The 18,362-nt window shown below is 49.8% G+C and carries 13 protein-coding genes and 2 tRNA genes; 10 read left to right on the top strand and 5 right to left on the bottom strand.

The window, feature by feature from the left end:
• Positions 1-69: 69 nt before the first annotated feature.
• Complete coding sequence (locus C5O19_RS12455) at positions 70-612, bottom strand: RNA polymerase sigma factor (protein ID WP_104712620.1); 543 nt, start codon at positions 610-612, stop codon at positions 70-72.
• Positions 613-1,083: 471 nt separating this feature from the next.
• Here C5O19_RS12455 and C5O19_RS12450 point away from each other — a divergent pair, with 471 nt between their 5' ends.
• From C5O19_RS12450 to C5O19_RS12440, 3 genes are all read left to right on the top strand, one after another.
• On the top strand, positions 1,084-2,478 hold the full coding sequence (locus C5O19_RS12450; protein ID WP_104712617.1) for a sigma-54-dependent transcriptional regulator: 1,395 nt from the start codon (positions 1,084-1,086) through the stop codon (positions 2,476-2,478).
• An 88-nt stretch (positions 2,479-2,566) separates the two neighbouring features.
• The gene (locus C5O19_RS12445) at positions 2,567-3,565 is read left to right on the top strand and encodes a phosphotransferase enzyme family protein (protein WP_104712614.1); all 999 of its coding nucleotides are present in this window, start codon (positions 2,567-2,569) and stop codon (positions 3,563-3,565) included.
• 26 nt (positions 3,566-3,591) lie between these two features.
• Positions 3,592-4,929: a sensor histidine kinase gene (locus C5O19_RS12440; RefSeq protein WP_104712612.1), complete on the top strand. Its 1,338-nt coding sequence runs from the start codon at positions 3,592-3,594 to the stop codon at positions 4,927-4,929.
• Between the two features lie 133 nt (positions 4,930-5,062).
• Here the strand turns inward: C5O19_RS12440 and C5O19_RS12435 are convergent, their stop codons facing one another.
• Entirely contained in the window at positions 5,063-5,671 is a 609-nt protein-coding gene (locus C5O19_RS12435) for a trimeric intracellular cation channel family protein (RefSeq protein ID WP_104712609.1), read from the bottom strand.
• A 329-nt stretch (positions 5,672-6,000) separates the two neighbouring features.
• Entirely contained in the window at positions 6,001-6,585 is a 585-nt protein-coding gene (locus tag C5O19_RS12430) for a DUF6992 family protein (RefSeq protein ID WP_104712607.1), read from the bottom strand.
• 116 nt (positions 6,586-6,701) lie between these two features.
• Between C5O19_RS12430 and C5O19_RS12425 the strand changes: the two genes are divergently transcribed.
• From C5O19_RS12425 to C5O19_RS12395, 7 genes are all read left to right on the top strand, one after another.
• Positions 6,702-7,682: a YheT family hydrolase gene (locus tag C5O19_RS12425; RefSeq protein ID WP_104714081.1), complete on the top strand. Its 981-nt coding sequence runs from the start codon at positions 6,702-6,704 to the stop codon at positions 7,680-7,682.
• A gap of 91 nt (positions 7,683-7,773) precedes the next feature.
• A complete protein-coding gene (gene serA, locus C5O19_RS12420; protein ID WP_104712604.1) occupies positions 7,774-9,678 on the top strand; it encodes a phosphoglycerate dehydrogenase in 1,905 nt (634 codons plus the stop codon).
• Between the two features lie 95 nt (positions 9,679-9,773).
• Positions 9,774-10,904, top strand: a complete 1,131-nt coding sequence (locus tag C5O19_RS12415; RefSeq protein ID WP_104712601.1) for an aminotransferase class V-fold PLP-dependent enzyme — start codon at positions 9,774-9,776, stop codon at positions 10,902-10,904.
• A gap of 95 nt (positions 10,905-10,999) precedes the next feature.
• Positions 11,000-11,977 carry a Gfo/Idh/MocA family protein gene (locus C5O19_RS12410; RefSeq protein WP_104712599.1) on the top strand — a complete coding sequence of 326 codons (978 nt, stop codon included), beginning with the start codon at positions 11,000-11,002 and terminating at the stop codon, positions 11,975-11,977.
• Between the two features lie 159 nt (positions 11,978-12,136).
• Positions 12,137-12,210, top strand: a tRNA-Asp gene (locus C5O19_RS12405).
• Positions 12,211-12,251: 41 nt separating this feature from the next.
• Positions 12,252-12,325, top strand: a tRNA-Asp gene (locus tag C5O19_RS12400).
• 194 nt (positions 12,326-12,519) lie between these two features.
• Positions 12,520-13,689, top strand: coding sequence for a DUF6563 family protein (locus C5O19_RS12395; protein ID WP_104712596.1), 1,170 nt, complete (start codon positions 12,520-12,522; stop codon positions 13,687-13,689).
• Positions 13,690-13,745: 56 nt separating this feature from the next.
• Here C5O19_RS12395 and C5O19_RS12390 read toward each other — a convergent pair whose 3' ends face one another.
• Both C5O19_RS12390 and C5O19_RS12385 read right to left on the bottom strand, forming a co-directional pair.
• Positions 13,746-14,579, bottom strand: coding sequence for a porin family protein (locus C5O19_RS12390; protein ID WP_104712594.1), 834 nt, complete (start codon positions 14,577-14,579; stop codon positions 13,746-13,748).
• Positions 14,580-14,785: 206 nt separating this feature from the next.
• A complete protein-coding gene (locus tag C5O19_RS12385) occupies positions 14,786-18,202 on the bottom strand; it encodes a ThuA domain-containing protein (protein WP_104712592.1) in 3,417 nt (1,138 codons plus the stop codon).
• Between the last annotated feature and the right edge of the window lie 160 nt (positions 18,203-18,362).

Genomic DNA, 18,362 nt, shown 5'->3' with positions numbered 1-18,362 from the left:
TCGGGTTTAGCGTTTTGTGTTTCGGGTTGCTGAGTCAGTTACTACATGCAAAACTTCCAACTCAAAACTCTAAACGGCTAATGTGCTTAACATCTCTCTCAGCTTATTCTTGGCCCGCATAAACTGGGTGCGGGACGTGGAGGCGGAGATTTGTAACATTTCGGCAATTTCATCATGGCTGTACTCTTCCAGCAAATGGAGCGTGAGGACCGTACGGAAACCATCGGGTAACTTCATCATCGCAGCCCGTACGTGTGAGATTTCCCATTCGTCGGGTTCGGCGGCGGCTTCGTAAGGCATGTCGAAACTTTCTTCGATTTCCACCAGCTGTACCCGACGCTGACGCAGGCGATTGAGGGCTTCATTGACAACAATCTGCTTCAGATAAGCTCCCACCGTACTTTCCTGACGAAATTCGTGGATGCGTTGGAAAAACTTCACAAAGGCATCCTGTAATACGTCTTCGGCTTCCGCTGTATGGTTCAGGATTCGGTAGCAAACGTTGTACATCGATTTGGAATACAGGCGATACAGTTCGTACTGAGCCGAGCGGTCCCCTTGTCGGCAGGCTTCTACTAAGGCGGTACGATCAGTTTTGCAAAGAGTTTCCATTTCGATAGTTGAATTAAAAAGACCGGCGAACGGCTGTTTAGGGTCGTTCGCCGGTTACGCTTACTAAACCCTTGACCTCTCTAATGCCAAAGGTGTGCCAAACTTTTAAAAAGGCCCTCAGTTGGCTGGAAATGGCTTTTTTTGCGAAAATAGTGTACGCCTGCGTACAGCTACTGTACGGATTCGGACAGTTTTTACTAGCTTTCCCGTGATTTCCCGAAATGGTATGATTTTAAGAGAAGACAGGATAGATTAGTCGAACTAGCACGTAGGCAAGGCGGGGCTCGACTAGTCCTATGGATACGGCTTTCCACTTTTCACCTAAGGCTGAAGAGTATAGATTCCGATAGCTATACCGAGTTTCTGAAGAAGCCTATAGATAGGTCGAACCCCAGAGGGGTTCAATGTGAATAGCCCCGTATGTAATGCGGGGACTGCTGAAAACCGACAACTGCAAACTAAAAGTATAGAATGCCATTAACCCCCGCTCGAATCCTGGTCGTCGATGATAACGAAGACCTTCTAAAAGCAGCTCGTCTGCTTTTGAAACAACATTTTACCCGCGTTGATACTGAAAAAAATCCCGAAAATCTGCCCAATCTGCTGCGTCAGGAAGGCTACGACGTGATCATGCTGGACATGAATTTCACGCAGGACGTTACCTCGGGAACAGAGGGGTTTTTCTGGCTGGATAAAATTCTGCAAATCGATCCGGCGGCGATTGTGCTGCTTATTACGGCGTACGGCGACGTAGAAATGGCCGTGCGGGCCGTAAAGTCCGGGGCAACGGATTTTATCCTGAAACCCTGGAGTAACGAGAAATTGCTCGCGACGCTATTGTCCGCCCTTTCCCTGCGGAAGTCGAAACTGGAAGTCGAAAAACTCAAGTCGCAAAATGCCATCATTGCCCGCGATCAGCAGGCCCGGTTTGGGGAAATGGTAGGGGTAAGTTCAGCCATGCGGGAGGTTTTCGGTACCATCCAGAAAGTAGCCGCCACGGACGCTAACGTATTGATTTTGGGGGAGAATGGTACGGGAAAAGAGCTGATTGCCCGTTCTCTGCACCAAAACTCCAATCGGTCGCGGCAGGCCTTCATCAGCGTAGATCTGGGAGCCATCAGCGAGCATCTGTTCGAAAGTGAACTCTTTGGGCACGTCAAAGGAGCCTTCACGGACGCCCGTGAAGACCGGGCCGGACGCTTCGAAGCCGCCGACGGAGGGACTATTTTCCTGGATGAAATTGGAAACATTCCTTTGCCCATGCAGGCCAAATTGCTAACCGTTCTGCAGAGTCGGCAGGTCACGCGAGTAGGCTCCAATCGCCCTAAATCCATTGACATTCGACTCATCTGTGCGACCAATATGCCCCTGGCCGAAATGGTGAGCAAAGGCGAATTTCGGCAGGATTTACTGTACCGGATCAACACCATTGAACTCCGGATTCCGGCCCTTCGCGAACGCCCCGAAGACATTGAACTGTTGGCTCATCATTACCTGAGGGTGTACACCCAAAAGTACCGTAAACGGATTAAAGACGTAAGTCCGGCGGCCATCCAACGCATGACCAAGTACGGCTGGCCGGGTAACGTTCGCGAGCTACAACACGCCATTGAGCGGGCTGTCATCATGTGCGAAAAGGATATGCTGCAACCCGAAGATCTCTTTATTTCCAACGCTCAAAAGGTACCCGAAAAACCAACGAATGGCGAAACGATTTCCCTGGATCAATTTAATCTGGACGAGCTGGAAAAAGCCATCATTCGGAAGGTACTCAACAAACACAGCGGCAACATTTCCAAAGCAGCGACTGAACTCGGACTGACGCGGGCTTCACTGTATCGGCGGCTGGAGAAATACGGACTTTAATCCCTTTCAGTACACGATTCCATAGCCTAAAGAAAGACCTTTGTAAACCTCCGCGTCTTCGTATCCATCGTAGCGAAAATTAACTTTAATGACTCTGTTTCCCACTCAATACTCTACCTTGTCGTCGCGTGCCTTAGGAGCCTACCTTGCTGAGGCGTACGGGTTTTCGGACGTTCGTTGTTCACTTCTGTTACGCGGTGTCAGTGACACCTATCGGGTGGAACATGCCGAGGGGAAAGCTATTTTCAAAATCTACCGGGATGCCCACCGATCCTTACCGGAAATTCAGGGTGAGGTAGAATTGCTGAATCAGTTACGGACGGGAGGAGCCCACGTTTCCTATCCGATAGCCGATCTGAAGGGAGAAGCCATTCAGTCGTTTCAGGCCGCCGAAGGCATTCGAAACGGTGTGCTATTTACTTACGCAAACGGTGAAAATGTCTATGATTTTTCCGACGAGCAGTTACGAATCATAGGGCATGAAATGGCGTTCAACCATACAATCACCAGTCAGCTAGAACTGCGTCGTCCACGTAAGCCCTACGATTTGGAAACGACGCTGAATCGTCCTCTGGAAGTAATCAGACCCTTTTTTGAGCATTTTCCGGAAGGGTACGCGTATCTGGAAGAAACCGCTCGACGGGTAAAAGACGAGCTGGAGCGTTTCGATACAGCAGGATTCAGTACGGGCTACTGCCATTACGATTACCTACCCAAGAACTTTCATTTTGACGAGCAGAATACGCTTACCGTTTTTGATTACGACTTTGCCGGAAAAGGCTTTCTGGCCAATGACCTGATGTCGTTTCAAATCCACTTTTTCTTTCATACGTTCTTAAAAAAAATCAGTAGGGAAGAAGCCGATCGACAGTTTGAGGTCTTTGTCAACGCGTACCGGGAAAAGAAAGCTTTTTCAGAACAGGAGTTACAGGCCATCCCGTACCTGGGTTTCGCCTTCTGGCTTTTCTATCTGGGGTTTCAGTGCGAAAATTTTGAGGATTGGTCGAACACATTCTTTAGCCCCAGGTATATACACGACCGGATCAAACTGATTCAACAGTACATGAACATGTATAGTACCTTCTAATGCATCGACGTTTTTAGCCGCACCCCATGAGGAATTTTACGTTTCAGATTTATTTCCGGGTAGTGATCATTGTACTGGTAAGTATGCTGCTGGCGTACCTCTGGTTCAATACCCGCTTGATTGTGACCAAGGGCGTGCTGGTACTGCTGCTGGGGTATTTAAGTTTTGATCTGGTTTCGTACCTGAAAAAGGCCAATCGGCGGGTGATGGATCTGTTCGAAGCCATCCGCTACGCCGATTTTACCCGAAATTATACGACGCGGTATCTAGGTGGCTCGCCCGAATACGACTTTCTGGTACAGGAAGTGATCGATTCCTACCGTAAAAACCGATCAGAAAAAGAAGAACTCGTCCGTTACCTGGAAACGATCGTTCAGCATCTGAGCGTCGGTTTGCTGGTGTTTGGAAAAGACGGGCACATCGAAACGGTCAATACGGCGGCTAAACGGCTGTTAAATTTGGTCGTTATTCGAAATCTGAAGGACTTGAATAGTACTTCGCCGGCTCTGGTGGAAGCCCTCGAAACCTCTTCTTCGGGCGACACGGGCCTGTTACGACTGACGCTGACGGGCGAAGAACGAACGCTGGCCTACGCCGTAACGGAGTTCATCCGGAAAGATCAGAAACTCAAGCTGGTATCACTGAAAGACATTCAGTCGGAACTGCAGAATCAGGAATTTGACGCCTGGCGAAACCTGACGCGGGTACTAACGCACGAGATTGTTAACTCCATTACGCCCATTCACTCGCTGTCGGGCTCGCTGAAAGGGTTATTGCAGTCGGAGTGGGAGAACGATCAGCGACTGACTGAGGAAACGTATGATGATTTAATGGACTCGCTGGCGGTAATGGAACGACGCAGCGAAAGCCTGATGCAGTTGATCGATGCGTATCGCCGCTTTTCTCGCTTACCCAAGCCCGACTTCAAGGTGGTATCGGTCGGTACGATTTTGCAGAACGTGGCAAGCTTGTACAAAAGCGAACTAGCCGATAAAAACGTTGAACTGGTGCTACGCGTTGAACCTGAGACCCTGGAAGTAACGGCCGATCCGCAACTGGTGGAATTTGTACTGATCAATCTCGTTAAAAATGGTATTCAGGCGATGGATGGAGTGCCCAACGCTCGTCTGGAACTGATTGGCGAAAACGACAAAACGCAGCGGGTAACCATTCAGATAGCGGATACGGGCAAAGGCATCATTCCTGAAGCGATGGACAAGATCTTTGTTCCTTTCTTTTCGACCAAGCAGGGCGGTTCGGGAATTGGGCTGAGCCTGTCCCGACAAATCATGTTACAACATCGGGGAACGCTACGGGTAGAATCCGAGCCAGGGGTACGGACGGTGTTTACGCTACGGTTTTAGTGCAGTTGATGGTTGTTTGTTGATCGTTATTGGTAGGAAAGCCCTGATCGAAAATAGACCTAAGTGGCTGGTTTAGAAAGTTGATACTTGCAAGATTCTCTTGCTAACAACGATCAACCAACAACTAAAAAACCTATTCATAAAACCGCGGTAACGCCCAGCGGTACCTGACAACCAGTAGTCGAAAGACAAAAATGAATCCGATGGTCAGGAGTTTAGCCAGTGGAATGGTAAGTGAAAATTCCAAAAATAAGTAGTACAAGATGCCGCCCAGAATACTGGCGGTAGCGTAGATTTCCTGCCGAAATACGATGGGAATGTCATTCAATAAAATATCCCGGATCACACCGCCGAAGCAACCCGTAATCGTTCCCAGAGCAACGCAAATGCCTGGATGCAGACCGTAGCGACTGGCCTGCTCGATACCCACCAGCGTAAAAAAGCCGAGTCCCAGCGAGTCAAAAAGTAACAGGGGTTTCTGAAGCCGTTCGGTTCCCCGCCGCAGAAACATCGAAATCAGAGCGGCCACCAGAATGATCAGGGGCGTAGTAGTGGTTCGCATCCAGGTAACGGGTGTATTGCCCAGCAGTATATCACGAATAGTACCCCCACCGACGGCCGTTACAAAGGCAATAATCAACACCCCAAACGGGTCCAACCGACGCTGCATCGCCGCAAAAGAACCCGAAACCGCAAACGAAACCGTTCCCGCGTAGTCAATAAACCAGCTATATTCCAGCATACACCCGTACCGGATTTGACCGGATTTTCGCAAAAATAGGTATTTCTGTTCGTGTTGGAAGGAGTGGTGGGGGTAGTGTGAAGGTTTAAATCGTGTAAGGTTTGAATGGTTTGAGCGAGGTGAATCAGTGCAGTTGGATGGTAGAATACAGCCCAGGATAGACTTCAACCGCTGACGGGCAGTTCGTTTACCCCAAAGTTTTCAAATCAACCTCATTTCCGAAAACGACCTAAGAACCCCAGCGGGGTTCAACCATTAATAGCTTGGGGTGTAACCCCAGGTGGTGGGGTTACAAAGCCTTTCCAACCAAAGGATTCCCAATCCCCCGGTTAAAACTTCACCTTTACCCCCACACCTTCATCCGCCGGTTCCAGGTTTTTCCAGAGCGACTCATTCTTCCGGTAATGCGTTCGGTGAGCAGCGTACATTACACCGTCGAACAAAAACAGAAAAGCTCCCTGAAGGATCACCGCCTTACCGAACCCGCGAAGCTGAGCTTTATCCTGACGTTCTCCGCGTTGGTTCAGATACACGCCTCCGCCCACGTACACCACGTCCAGAGCCGTATTGATTAGAAAGATTTTCTCGAATTTCCGTTGCTGCTTCAATACTTCATCTGCGGAGCGGGCGGGGAGGGGCTTGCGATTACTGAGCAGACTAGCCCCCGCCAGGACCAGATCAATGGCTGCCCAGCCGATATTCATCTGGTGAAAGGCTTTGGCTTCGCCGCTGCTTTTGCCGAGCTGGGTAGCACTATAGACCAGGTTTCCCACGGCCCAGCCACCTAGCACGTACATACCTCGTTGGGTGAGGTCGACCCGCTGCTGATCAAAGGAGCGAAGGGGTTCGGTTTGAGCTTTCGATGGCCGTTGCGTACCTACGCACAAGGCCAGTAAGGAGAGGAGTTTTTTCAAGGCAAAAGGGCTTGTAGTATATAAATTCAGTAGGAAAAGGATGTACCAGGATGGTTACGTACCGCGGAAACCGAATAAGCTGCTACCTTTGTGGGGTACATTGGTCGGCGTTCCCCATGCCATTACTTGAACAATCCGATTACCGTCCCCCGTTTTGGCTGCCTGATGGACATGCCCAAAGCATTTTCCCCGCTTTATTTCGCAAAGTGACCGGGGTCGTGTACGAACGCGAACGCATCACTACTCCCGACGACGATTTCCTGGATTTAGACTGGCGATTCACCCAGCAACCCGTTTCCGGTCAGACACCGCTGGTCATTCTCAGTCACGGACTGGAAGGTAATTCGTCCAGTCAGTACATCCGGGGGATGGTCAAGCACCTCAACGCAAATGGTTTCGATTGCCTGGCCTGGAATTTCCGGGGTTGCTCGGGTGAAATGAACCGTCTGCCGCGATTTTACCACAGCGGAGCCACGGATGATCTGGACACCGTCGTTCGCTATGCATTAACTAAAGGCTATCAGGACGTGTACTTGATGGGTTTTAGCCTGGGAGGCAACCTAACGCTTAAATATTTGGGCGAATTGGGACAAAATGCGTACCCCGAACTCCGCAAAGCACTAGTCTTCTCCGTACCTTTGCATTTGTCGAGCGGAAGTGCGTACCTCGAACGCTGGCAGGCCTGGGTATATACCGACCGTTTCAATCGGTCACTGAAGGATAAAATCCGGCAGAAAGCCGCCCTGCTTCCCGAGCTGGTTGATGCCAGTCACGTGGATAAAGTGCGTACCATTCGCGATTTCGATAATTTTTACACTTCACAACTACACGGGTACAAAGACGCAGAAGAGTACTACGAAGCCAATTCTTCGTTATACTTCCTGGATCAAATCCGGCTGCCTACCCGGATCGTTAACGCCCAGAACGATCCCTTTCTCTCCAGAGATTGCTACCCGTATGCACGCATAAAAACGTTAAAACAGGTCTGGTTTCAGGCTCCGCCGCAGGGGGGGCATTGTGGATTTTATCAGGCCGGCTATCAAGGTATTCTGTGGTCGGAGGACTTGGCCTTAAGGTATTTGTTAAAAGCGTACTAAATCTAATACAGAGTTATTGCAGGATGCAACACCCTTAGGTAGGGACTGCAAAATTGATTAATCATCCGTGTAAGCAGCGGTCCATTTGATTATGTTGACAAAAACCCTGGAACAAACCTACTTCGTGATTGATTTCGATTCAACGTTCACGAAAGTTGAAGGACTCGATGAGCTGGCGGCCATTAGCCTGGCTGGTCAGAAGAACCGCGACGAGGTCGTGGGAAAAATTAAAGAACTTACCGATCGGGGTATGGCGGGCGAGCTTTCGTTCGAACAGGCTCTGCAGATGCGGATCGAACTGCTGAGTGCCAACCGCGAACACGTCGAACTACTCGTGGATTTTCTGCGGGGGAAAGTCTCGGATTCGTTTACCCGGAATAAGGAATTCATCAGCGAATACCGCGACCAGATCTACATCGTATCGAGTGGTTTCCGGGAATTTATCGAACCCATCGTTACGGAAATGGGCGTTCGCGAAGATCACGTCTTTGCCAATACCTTCCGCTTTGACGAGGCTGGTACCATCATCGGTTATGACGATACCAACGTTCTTTCCAAAAACGGAGGTAAAGTACGGCTGTTGCAACAACTGAGTCTGCCCGGCGACGTGTACGTCATCGGCGATGGCTATACTGATTACGAATTACGCGAATCGGGACTGGCGAATAAATTCTTTGCCTTTACCGAAAACATCGAACGCCAGAAGGTCATTGAAAAGGCCGATCACATCGTGACGTCCCTCGATGAATTTCTGTATCTCAATAACTTAAGCCGCAGTCAGTCGTACCCCAAAAGCAAGCTGAAAGTATTGCTGCTTGAAAACGTACACGCCCGGGCGGTGGAGATGTTCAGTCGCGAAGGATTCCAGGTAGAACTCCTGAAAGGGGCACTGGATGAAGACGAACTGATCGAAAAAATCAAGGACGTTAGTATCCTCGGGATTCGTTCCAAAACCATGGTCACGAAACGCGTACTGGAAAATGCTCCGCGTTTGATGGTCATTGGGGCATTTTGCATCGGTACCAACCAGATTGATCTAGCAACGGCGGAAGAACGCGGCGTGGCCGTATTCAACGCTCCGTATTCCAATACGCGGTCAGTAGTAGAAATGGCAGTCGGCGAAATGATCCTGCTGATGCGGGGCATTTACGAGAAATCCGTCAAACTGCACAACGGCGTCTGGGACAAGTCGGCCAACAATTCCAACGAAGTTCGCGGCAAGAAAATCGGTATGATTGGCTACGGAAACATCGGTATTCAGCTGTCTGTGGTAGCCGAGGCTTTGGGTATGGAAGTACTGTTCTACGATCTCGTGGAAAAACTTCCGCTTTCCAACGCCCGTCAATGCCATACACTGGAAGAACTGCTGAGCCAGTCGGACGTCGTAACCCTGCACGTGGATGGTCGCAAGAGCAACGCCATGCTCATCGGTGAGAAGGAATTCAGTCAGATGAAAGACGGCGTCGTATTCCTAAACCTTTCCCGCGGGCACGTCGTGGACGTGAAAGCACTGGCTAACGCCATCAAGTCAGGCAAGATTCGCGGAGCGGCCGTGGACGTATTCCCGCAGGAGCCCAAAACCAACGACGAAGTGTTCGAAAGCGAATTACGCGGCCTGCCCAACGTCATCCTGACGCCGCACATTGGCGGTAGTACGGAAGAAGCTCAAGCCAGCATCGGCGAGTTCGTCCCCAACAAACTGCTCAGCTACGTCAACACCGGTAGTACCTACGGGGTGGTGAACTTCCCCGAAGTAACCCTGCCGCCGCTGCACGATGCTCACCGACTCCTGCACATTCACCAAAACGTACCCGGCGTACTGTCGAAAGTGAACGGCATCTTTGCCAAGTACGGCGTCAACATTGTAGGTCAGTACCTGAAAACGTCCGAGAAAATTGGTTACGTGATTACCGACGTAGCGAAAAATTACTCGAAGGAAATCGTACAGGAATTGAAAGAAATCGAAGAGACGATCAAGTTTCGGATGTTATACTAAAACGTACCAGTGTTGAGTACGGGTCAACGTTCGCTTTTCCGAGGTGAGAAGCGAACGTTGGTCTTTCATTAGTACAGTCCTTATTTCCATTATTCATGGCTCAAGTCTATTTTACCCCCGGTCCGGCGGAATTGTATCCGACCGTCAGTCAGCACATCAAAACGGCTCTGGACGAACACATTGGGTCTATTTCCCACCGTTCAGCCGCTTTCCGGAAAATCTACCAGCATACCGACGAGCAACTCCGGACCTTACTGAATATTCCCGCGACGCACGCCATCCTGTTTACGGGCTCGGCTACAGAGATCTGGGAACGAATGATCCAGAACTGCGTGGAGTTTGAAAGCTTTCACTGCATCAACGGCTCTTTTTCGCAGAAATTTTACGATACGGCCAATGATCTGAAAAAGTTTACGCACCGTTTCGAAAAGCCGCTGGGGCAGGGATTCGACTACGAAGATTTCGTGAAAGTCACCGACGGCACCGCGGCGAAAGGCGAGGACAATAACGGAAAAGTAAAAATTCCGGATTACGTGGAACTGGTATGTCTGACGGCCAACGAAACCTCGACGGGCGTACAGATGCGTGGTGTAGACATTAACAAACTCAAGCGTAGTTACCGCTCGAAGCTTTTCTGCGTGGACATGGTTTCCTCGGCTCCGTATCACTCTTTGGACTTTGAAGAAGTGGATTCGGCCTTTTTCTCCGTTCAGAAATCCTTTGGTCTGCCAGCCGGACTGGGCGTCTGGATCGCCAGTGAAAAATGCCTTGCTAAAGCCGAGCAGTTACGCGAGAAAGACCTCAGTATCGGCTCGTACCATAGCCTGCCCAGTCTCTGGAAAAATTACAAAAACTTCGAAACGCCTGAGACGCCCAACGTCTGGAATATTTATTTGTTGGGTAAAGTCGCCGAAGACATGAACCGCATCGGCGTAGAAGCGATTCGGAAGGAGACGGATGCCAAAGCGAAGAAGATTTACGATTTCCTGGAAAAAACGGAAGGATACGAACCTTACGTGAAAAATCCGGAACACCGCAGTCCTACGGTTGCCGTTGCCAATACCACCGAACCTTCGAAACAACTCATCGAACGACTGAAAACGCAGGGCATGATCCTGGGCAGCGGCTACGGTAAAGCGAAGGAAACGCAGGTGCGGATCGCCAACTTCCCTGCGGTATCAATGGAACAAGTAGAAACGCTTTTACAGGCGATGAAGCCGGTTTAGCACTCGAAGGTTTGATTGCGTTTGAGAATGTTTGAACGATTTCGAAGTACCTGACCAAACCAGCAACAAACAACCAGTAACTATCAACAAACACTATGAATTGGGGAATACTTGCACCGGGGCACATTGCCCGCAAATTTGCGGAAGATTTACAGTACGTTCCGGGGGCTAGAATCGCGGCGGTTGGTTCCCGTAGCCTGGATCGGGCCCTGGCTTTCGCGGAAGAATTTGGCGTGGAAAAAGCATACGGATCCTATGAGGAATTGGTGGCTGATCCGAAAGTAGACGTGATTTACGTCGCTTCGCCGCACTCCGAACATTACGAGCATACGCTGTTGTGTCTGAATGCGGGTAAGCCCCTACTGTGCGAAAAAGCTTTTGCTCTCCAGACGCAACAGGTACGCGAAATGACGACTCTGGCAAAAGAAAAGGGGTTGTTCCTGATGGAGGCCATCTGGTCACGTTTTCATCCGGCCATCCTACAAACGCTAGAAATCGTTCAGTCGGGTCAAATTGGAGAGGTTGTCCACGTACAGGCTGATTTTGGCTTTAAAGCCGAATACGACGTTACCAAACGATTGTTTAATCGGGATCTGGCGGGTGGTTCCTTGTACGACATCGGACTCTACCCACTCTTCATCAGTAAGCTCCTGCTGGGTATTCCTGACGAAATTAAAGCCGTCGGTACGCTGACGGAAACGGGGGTGGATATGAATTGTTCCATGGCCCTGCGGTATGCCAGTGGAGCAACGGCGAGTCTGTTTTCTACCTTTGCGGCGAAAACCGATACGACCTGCACGATTTACGGTAGCAAGGGGCAATTGTTTATTCAAAGCCGTTTTCACGAAACTACGGGCCTGACGTTTTATCCGGAAGAGGCGATGCCGCAGAGCATTTCTACGGAGCGAAAAGGCTGGGGCTATGCCTACGAAGCCGAACACGTACAGGATTGCATCCGGCAGGGATTGACCGAAAGTCCACTACTGCCGCACGCCTTCAGTATCGAATTAATGGAGAGCCTGGTAGAAATTCGCCGTCAGATCGGAGTGGTTTATCCGGGTGACGAAAAATAGTTAAAAAATTTTTCGTCGGTAAATGGTTGGTAATCAATCTGGCCGAAAGAAAATAAGTTCAAAAATGAATTTTCTTTGCTCTGGGACTTGCCAAACGCCTTTTTTGGCCCTTATATTTGCAACCCAGTTCGACGGATAAGTCGTCAGAACAAAGAGAATGGTCCGGTAGTTCAGTTGGTTAGAATACCTGCCTGTCACGCAGGGGGTCGCGGGTTCGAGCCCCGTCCGGACCGCAACAGTGACGCATTAACGAGTAAAGTACGAGTACCCAAAAGGTCCGGTAGTTCAGTTGGTTAGAATACCTGCCTGTCACGCAGGGGGTCGCGGGTTCGAGCCCCGTCCGGACCGCAAAAGCCTGAGAATGTATATTCTCAGGCTTTTTGCTTGTTAGGCCTTTTGGTCGCCCGGCTCAAGGTTATTGATGGTAAAGCTTTCTTATAGCCATTCCTCCATTTCCGAAGAAATAATCTTTAGTTACTGCTTATACTTGCCTTTCAATATACCCTTTGCATTCCTAACCTATACTGTCCCCTTCTTAATCCATGTTACGCAAAAACCTTTTCCTGGTTTTGGCCATTCTTTGGGCCGTTTGTCATGCTCAAGCCCAGCAACTCATCACTTTACCGGAAGAACCTCTGCCCGTCCGCCAGGACAGTTTTAAAATTGAAACGGTGATTGATCTCCGGCATTTTAGGGATCATATCGGAGTAATTCAGAAAGGTCTGGGGAACAAAAAAGTAGAAATCAACTTTCCGGATGGACTTGCGTCCTATGTTGATCAATATCTGGAAAGAAACTATTCGTCCACGGGTGAACCGTTGATCCTGATCATCTCCGATTTCTGGGTTGGTGAAGAAACAAAAGCCCTCTCTGAAAAGGGTTTTGTAGAAGCAACCATGACTTTATGCCGACGCGATACGACGGGTCAGCTACGAGCACTCTATACCCTGTCTGATCGGGTGCAGTCTGGAGGAATGGACGTAACCGCAGCACATGCCAACCGTATCAGGCAATGGCTAACGCTCTTTCTGGGAAATGTTACGACTTCGGACTGGAAGAAAAATCCCGGAGAATTATATGAGATCGGTGTTGAATTGAACGCGGAGGTAGCATCCCTGCACGAAATGCAAACCTTTCCGGCTGGACTTTATCAGAATGTAGGCGAACTATTGAAGGCTAAACCCGGTATTGCGGCTGAACGATTGAAAATAAGTGATTTTCAGGATCACAAGATCAAGATCAAAAATCTGGTAGATGTGGTTGGAAAAAAGCGAGTGTTTGCCTATTCCGATGGGCAGCAATTGTACATGTCCTCCGCTCAGTATCAATCCCGACAGATGGTTCATTACTTTGCTCCCGTACGTGAAACGGGCCGTTTTTTCCTGATTGAAGATTATCTGGGAACGCAAAATCCAGCTTCGAATGGGATGATGGTTGTTGGAATAGGCGGGGGCTTAATTGGCGGAGCTATCGCAGGTTTGGCTGCTTCACAAATGAATGCCAACGCAGGGGAGGGCTTTATTATTGACTTTAAAACGGGAAAAACCTACGTCTGCAACGATAAGGGAATTTTGGAAATTCTCGAAGAGTTTACCGAGGCTAAAGAACGATATTTAGGTAAAAAAAAGCGAAGAAGCATAGCCGTCTGGCGTTCCTGTATAGTTTACCTGAATCGTTTGTCGTACCAGAAGTCGGCGAATGAATTTCATTGAACATAAAAATAGCCGGGTCAATTGCCCGGCTATTTTTGTGACTAAGTATGAAAAAATTACCGACCGAACCGTGCCAGATACCCCAGCGAAAGCCCTACGTTCAGACGACGGTTTTCGCTACCTTCCAGCCATCCATCCCGGAAACTACCCATGGGATAGTAGCCGCGGGCCTCGATGAAAAACTGTCCCCCGTAACTATTGAGGGCAATACCCATGCCTCCGGCAGCTCCGTATGTCGTGCGTTGATCGAAATCCTGACCTTCGTAATCAGTGGTTTGTTCCATTCCTCCGGCATAACGTTCTTTCGTCTCCAGAGCGTAACGGGCTGCTCCACCGGCATTAATGAAGAATTGCGTTTTGTTACCGAACGAAAAACGAAACAATACCGGCACATCAATACTGGAAGTAGTCGTTTTCAAATCGCCACCCCGGCTATAGGTAACCAGTGAGTTTCGACTGTATAGAATCTCCGGCTGTAAGGAGAGTACGTTACCCAGCGAGAAATTAAAGACCAGCCCGCCATCGTACTCGGGAGCCAGCCCCAATTCCACCGGAAGCGTTTTATTGATCAGTAGGGAGTGATTACCGCTAGCCTTTACGCCTAAATAACTGCGACCCCGATAATCTTCTTTTTTGTACCGGGAACGGGAGTATGAATAGCGATCATACCGGGGACGACGGTCATAGGAAGAATAACGACGGTCGTCTGAGGAGTACCGACGATTATAAGACGAATACCGACGGTCATCTGAAGAGTACCGACGATCGGAAGACCGGCGGTCGTAGGAGGAATAATCTCGATCATACGGAGAATACCGTCGATACGATTGAGCTTCCGCGAAAGAAACTATCGTGAACAAAAGAAGGGCTATAAGAGAGAAACGTTTCATAAGCGAGTTGGATTAATGAGGAAAAACACTTAAAAAACGATTCCAAACCGAAACCCTTGCTGAAACAGAATGGATGGAATAGAAAGATTGTAAACGATAATAGGTTGTAAATCAGGAAGTCACTGCTTTGATTTATTACTAAACGGTTTAAAATAAAAAAATCCGGACGAATGCTTCGCCCGGATTTAAATCAATGAACTGGTACCTTATTTACCCATTGACGAGTGTTCGGTCCGTTTTTTCTGAAACTCAATGGTGTCCAGAGCAAACAAGTCCTGATCGTCTTTGGCATCGGGATTGAGGAATACAAAGTAGACGTCCGTCAACCCAGTAGTGGGCACGCCCGTGAGCGGAGCCTGAATCTGGCCCGTCTCCCGAATACTGGTTTGACCAATCAGCTTTCCGGTGGGGGAGCCCAGGCGAATTTCGACCTGACCGCCGCTGGCTTTGCCGGGTGTGGTATACGCGTTAAAGACGACAGACGTAATCTCCGACAGATCGATCTTCTTGAATCCCAGATAGCTACCACTCGTTGTCGCTACGGCCAGATCTTTCTTCAGTTCTTTGGACTTCGACGTTTGAATGTACTTGGATACATCATTGCTTAGGGCGGGTACTTTCGCACTCCGTAGCGTTACGGCCTGTTGGGCGGTTTGCGGAGCAATGCTGCCGTTGCCCTTATCCGTATAGCTAGCCGCAAAAATGTACGTACCATTCTTACCATTGTCTTCCGGAGTGTAGTTACCCTTCAGTGGCTGACTCTTCTTTTTGTCGTCCGTTAAACTGAGAATATACTTCACCATTTCACTAACGTCGGCTTTTGAAAGCTGAGGGTGAGCACTCATGGGTTGTTCGCCCCATACGCCCGCACCACCGTTAATGACCTTCGCTACCAGTTTCGCTTCGGCATTCTTGCCTTTGTACTTTTTCGCTACGTCGCGGTACGCGGGGCCAATGGATTTCTTGTCAATGGCGTGGCAGGCTTTGCAGTCCGAAAGCTCCATGAGGCGTTTACCCGTCGAGAAGCTCGTATTCATCTGATGACCCTGGGCAATGACGGTTTTGTCGTACCCTTCCAGGAAATTGATATCTACGTTTACGTCTTCTGCCGCGATTTTTTTGTTGGCCAGCGAGCCATCTTCCTTATCGGATACTTTCACTTCGTAAGCTACGGGCTGCTGGTCGAAGTAGAACGTCTGGTTGCCTTTCACGGCTACTTCTACTTTCGGCAATTCATTACCAACCTGAATTTCCAGCGTTTTCTGGCTGACCTTTCCGGCCGCGTCCGTTACTTTCAAGACGGGCTTGTAGATGCCCGGCTTCGCAAATGTATATGAGGCGGTTGGCGTAGTGAATTTTTTACCGTTTATGGTCCACTCGTACCGCAAGGCATCGCCGTCGTAGTCCATCGAACCTTTGCTGGAGAGGGTTACCTGTAGCGGAGCGGCTCCGGCCGTTTTGCTGGCACTGGCCACAGCTACGGGTGGACGATTACCCGCATTATACGTAATTCGCGTTAGGCGGGCGTCATCGTTCTGGGCAAACCAGTTAGGGCCGTATTCCAGCATGTACAGGGAACCATCCCGGTCGAATTGCATGTCAATCGGGTGGGAGAATTTCCAGTCGGGCAGGAAACGTTCCATGCTCTGGAGGTCACCGTTGGGCTTCAGGGTTACGACGTTGATGTAATCCCGAACCCAGTCGTAGGCAAAGAATTTTCCCTGATAAAAGTCCGGGAATCGTACTTTAGAATTCGCGTCGTAATCTTCCGCGTAGAAGACTGGTCCGGCCATCGCGTTACGACCGCCTTTACCTACGATTTCCCCAAACTCCGGTGAATCGGCGTACGGATAATAGATAATGGGTTTCTGAGCGGGCGGTAATTCCTTCAGGCCCGTGTTGTGCGGCGAATCGTTAATCGGCTTGGCCGGATCGTATTTTTCTCCGGATTGCTTCTTTTCGAAATTATAGCGGTTGTACGCCCGGTTGTCCGCCACAAACAGCGGCCAGCCAAAGTATCCGGCCTGGCGAGCCTGGTTTACCTCGTCGTGCCCCCGTGGCCCACGACCTTCAATATTGTTCGCCGCATCGGGACCTACTTCACCCCAGTACAGATAACCCGTGTGTTTGTCTACTGAAATCCGGTACGGGTTCCGGTTACCCATGACGTAAATTTCGGGTAAGGCTTTGTCGGTGCCGGGCTTGAACAAGTTACCGGCGGGAATGCTGTACCCTGCGGTACCATCATCGTTCGGCTTAATACGCAGAATTTTTCCGCGGTAGTCATTCGTATTGGAAGAGGTTGCCCGGGCATCCCAGCCCCGGCGGTCGGGGCGTTCGTCACTGGGACTAAATCCATCGGAATCGAAAGGGTTGGTATCATCACCCGTTGAAAGATAGAGGTTACCGACTTTATCGAATTCAATCGAACCACCCGTGTGGCAGCAGCCCGAACGTTTCACGGGCACGCGAAGCAGCACCTGTTCAGTTTTCCAGTCAATCGTTTCCTGCGTGGGGTTGAATTTCACCCGTACCAGGCGGTTCGCCGTATCGGCTCCGTAATGGCTGGCCGAGGGCGAATAGTATAGATACATCCAGTGATTTTCTTCGAACTTCGGATCCAGATTCAGGCCCATCAAACCGTATTCAAAAGTCGAGAAAACGCTGACCGTATCGAGCGTTTTTACTTTGGGTGAATTCTTGGGATTGTAATAACGAATCTCGCCCCGACGGTGCGTGAAGAATACTTTGCCGTCGCGTACCGCCAGCTCGGTGGGTTCGTACAGCTTTTCATCGAGTACCTCGCGGGAGAAGCGGTTTTCTTCGGGAGCTCGCTGCGTTTTCGCTTTTTTGTAATCGACAGGCATGCCGGCTCCGGCCCAGCGTAAGCCGCCCCAGAGGTGTTGCAGGAACAGCGGCTCCATGAACGTTTCATCCGTGTGACCGTAAGCCGTATAGAAAATCCGGCCTCCGTCGTATTCGTGGTACCAGGCCATCGGATGATTCTCCCCGGCATTCATCTTCGCATCTCCATACGATTTTTCGTCTACCGTAATCAGCACCTTGATGTCGGGATTCACGTTTTTGTAATCGTAGAATTCATCCGTCCGTTTAAACGTCGTGGGTAATTCCGCCGTGGCCGGATGGTTTTTGTCGCGTACGGTCATGTCGCCCGTCCGCACGTTCGGATTGCCGGGGTGGGAGAGAAACCAGCCACCGACCATTTTCCCGTACCAGGGCCAGTCGTATTCCGTATCGGCCGCCGCGTGGATACCCACGTAGCCACCACCCGCTTGAATGTACCGCTCGAAAGCAGCCTGCTGGCTGTCGTTGAGCACATCGCCCGTCGTACTCAGAAAGACGACGACTTTATATTTTTTCAGATTGTCTTCGGTGAAAGCGGTGGAGTTTTCGGTAGCATCCACCGTGAAGCCGTGCTTACGGCCCAAAGCCTCTACGCAACGAATGCCTTGAGGAATGGAGCTATGCCGAAACTTCACCGTTTTAGAGAAAACCAGTACCCGCTGACCCTTCAGCGGATTGTCGAGATTCTGAGCCCAAACTAGGGTAGGCAACCACAACAACCCCAGCACTAGCAGGCGTCGCCAAGTAGATACGCTCATGGAATAAAATAGATTTGAAAGATGGAGAAATCGAATAAGCGTGCAAATTCGGGAAGATGGTGTTGATTTCAAGCTTTTAAGGTGAGGAATGTTAAACTTTTAATCTAAATAATACTATCACAACGAAAACGTGAAAATAAGGATTGGAGTTTTAGCAGAA

Origin of the sequence: Siphonobacter curvatus, assembly GCF_002943425.1 — a bacterium.
In the GTDB taxonomy this organism is placed as follows: Bacteria; Bacteroidota; Bacteroidia; order Cytophagales; family Spirosomataceae; genus Siphonobacter; species Siphonobacter curvatus.
This window is presented reverse-complemented; position numbering and strand designations above follow the sequence as displayed.

What these genes read in the sequence shown, in the direction of transcription:
- C5O19_RS12425 (WP_104714081.1), top strand. Translation starts at nt 6,702, where the DNA reads ATGCCATTACTTGAACAATCCGATTACCGTCCCCCGTTTTGGCTGCCT.
- C5O19_RS12455 (WP_104712620.1), bottom strand. Translation starts at nt 612, where the DNA reads ATGGAAACTCTTTGCAAAACTGATCGTACCGCCTTAGTAGAAGCCTGC.
- C5O19_RS12395 (WP_104712596.1), top strand. Translation starts at nt 12,520, where the DNA reads ATGTTACGCAAAAACCTTTTCCTGGTTTTGGCCATTCTTTGGGCCGTT.
- C5O19_RS12415 (WP_104712601.1), top strand. Translation starts at nt 9,774, where the DNA reads ATGGCTCAAGTCTATTTTACCCCCGGTCCGGCGGAATTGTATCCGACC.
- C5O19_RS12450 (WP_104712617.1), top strand. Translation starts at nt 1,084, where the DNA reads ATGCCATTAACCCCCGCTCGAATCCTGGTCGTCGATGATAACGAAGAC.
- C5O19_RS12440 (WP_104712612.1), top strand. Translation starts at nt 3,592, where the DNA reads ATGAGGAATTTTACGTTTCAGATTTATTTCCGGGTAGTGATCATTGTA.
- serA (WP_104712604.1), top strand. Translation starts at nt 7,774, where the DNA reads ATGTTGACAAAAACCCTGGAACAAACCTACTTCGTGATTGATTTCGAT.
- C5O19_RS12410 (WP_104712599.1), top strand. Translation starts at nt 11,000, where the DNA reads ATGAATTGGGGAATACTTGCACCGGGGCACATTGCCCGCAAATTTGCG.
- C5O19_RS12385 (WP_104712592.1), bottom strand. Translation starts at nt 18,202, where the DNA reads ATGAGCGTATCTACTTGGCGACGCCTGCTAGTGCTGGGGTTGTTGTGG.
- C5O19_RS12390 (WP_104712594.1), bottom strand. Translation starts at nt 14,579, where the DNA reads ATGAAACGTTTCTCTCTTATAGCCCTTCTTTTGTTCACGATAGTTTCT.
- C5O19_RS12435 (WP_104712609.1), bottom strand. Translation starts at nt 5,671, where the DNA reads ATGCTGGAATATAGCTGGTTTATTGACTACGCGGGAACGGTTTCGTTT.
- C5O19_RS12445 (WP_104712614.1), top strand. Translation starts at nt 2,567, where the DNA reads ATGACTCTGTTTCCCACTCAATACTCTACCTTGTCGTCGCGTGCCTTA.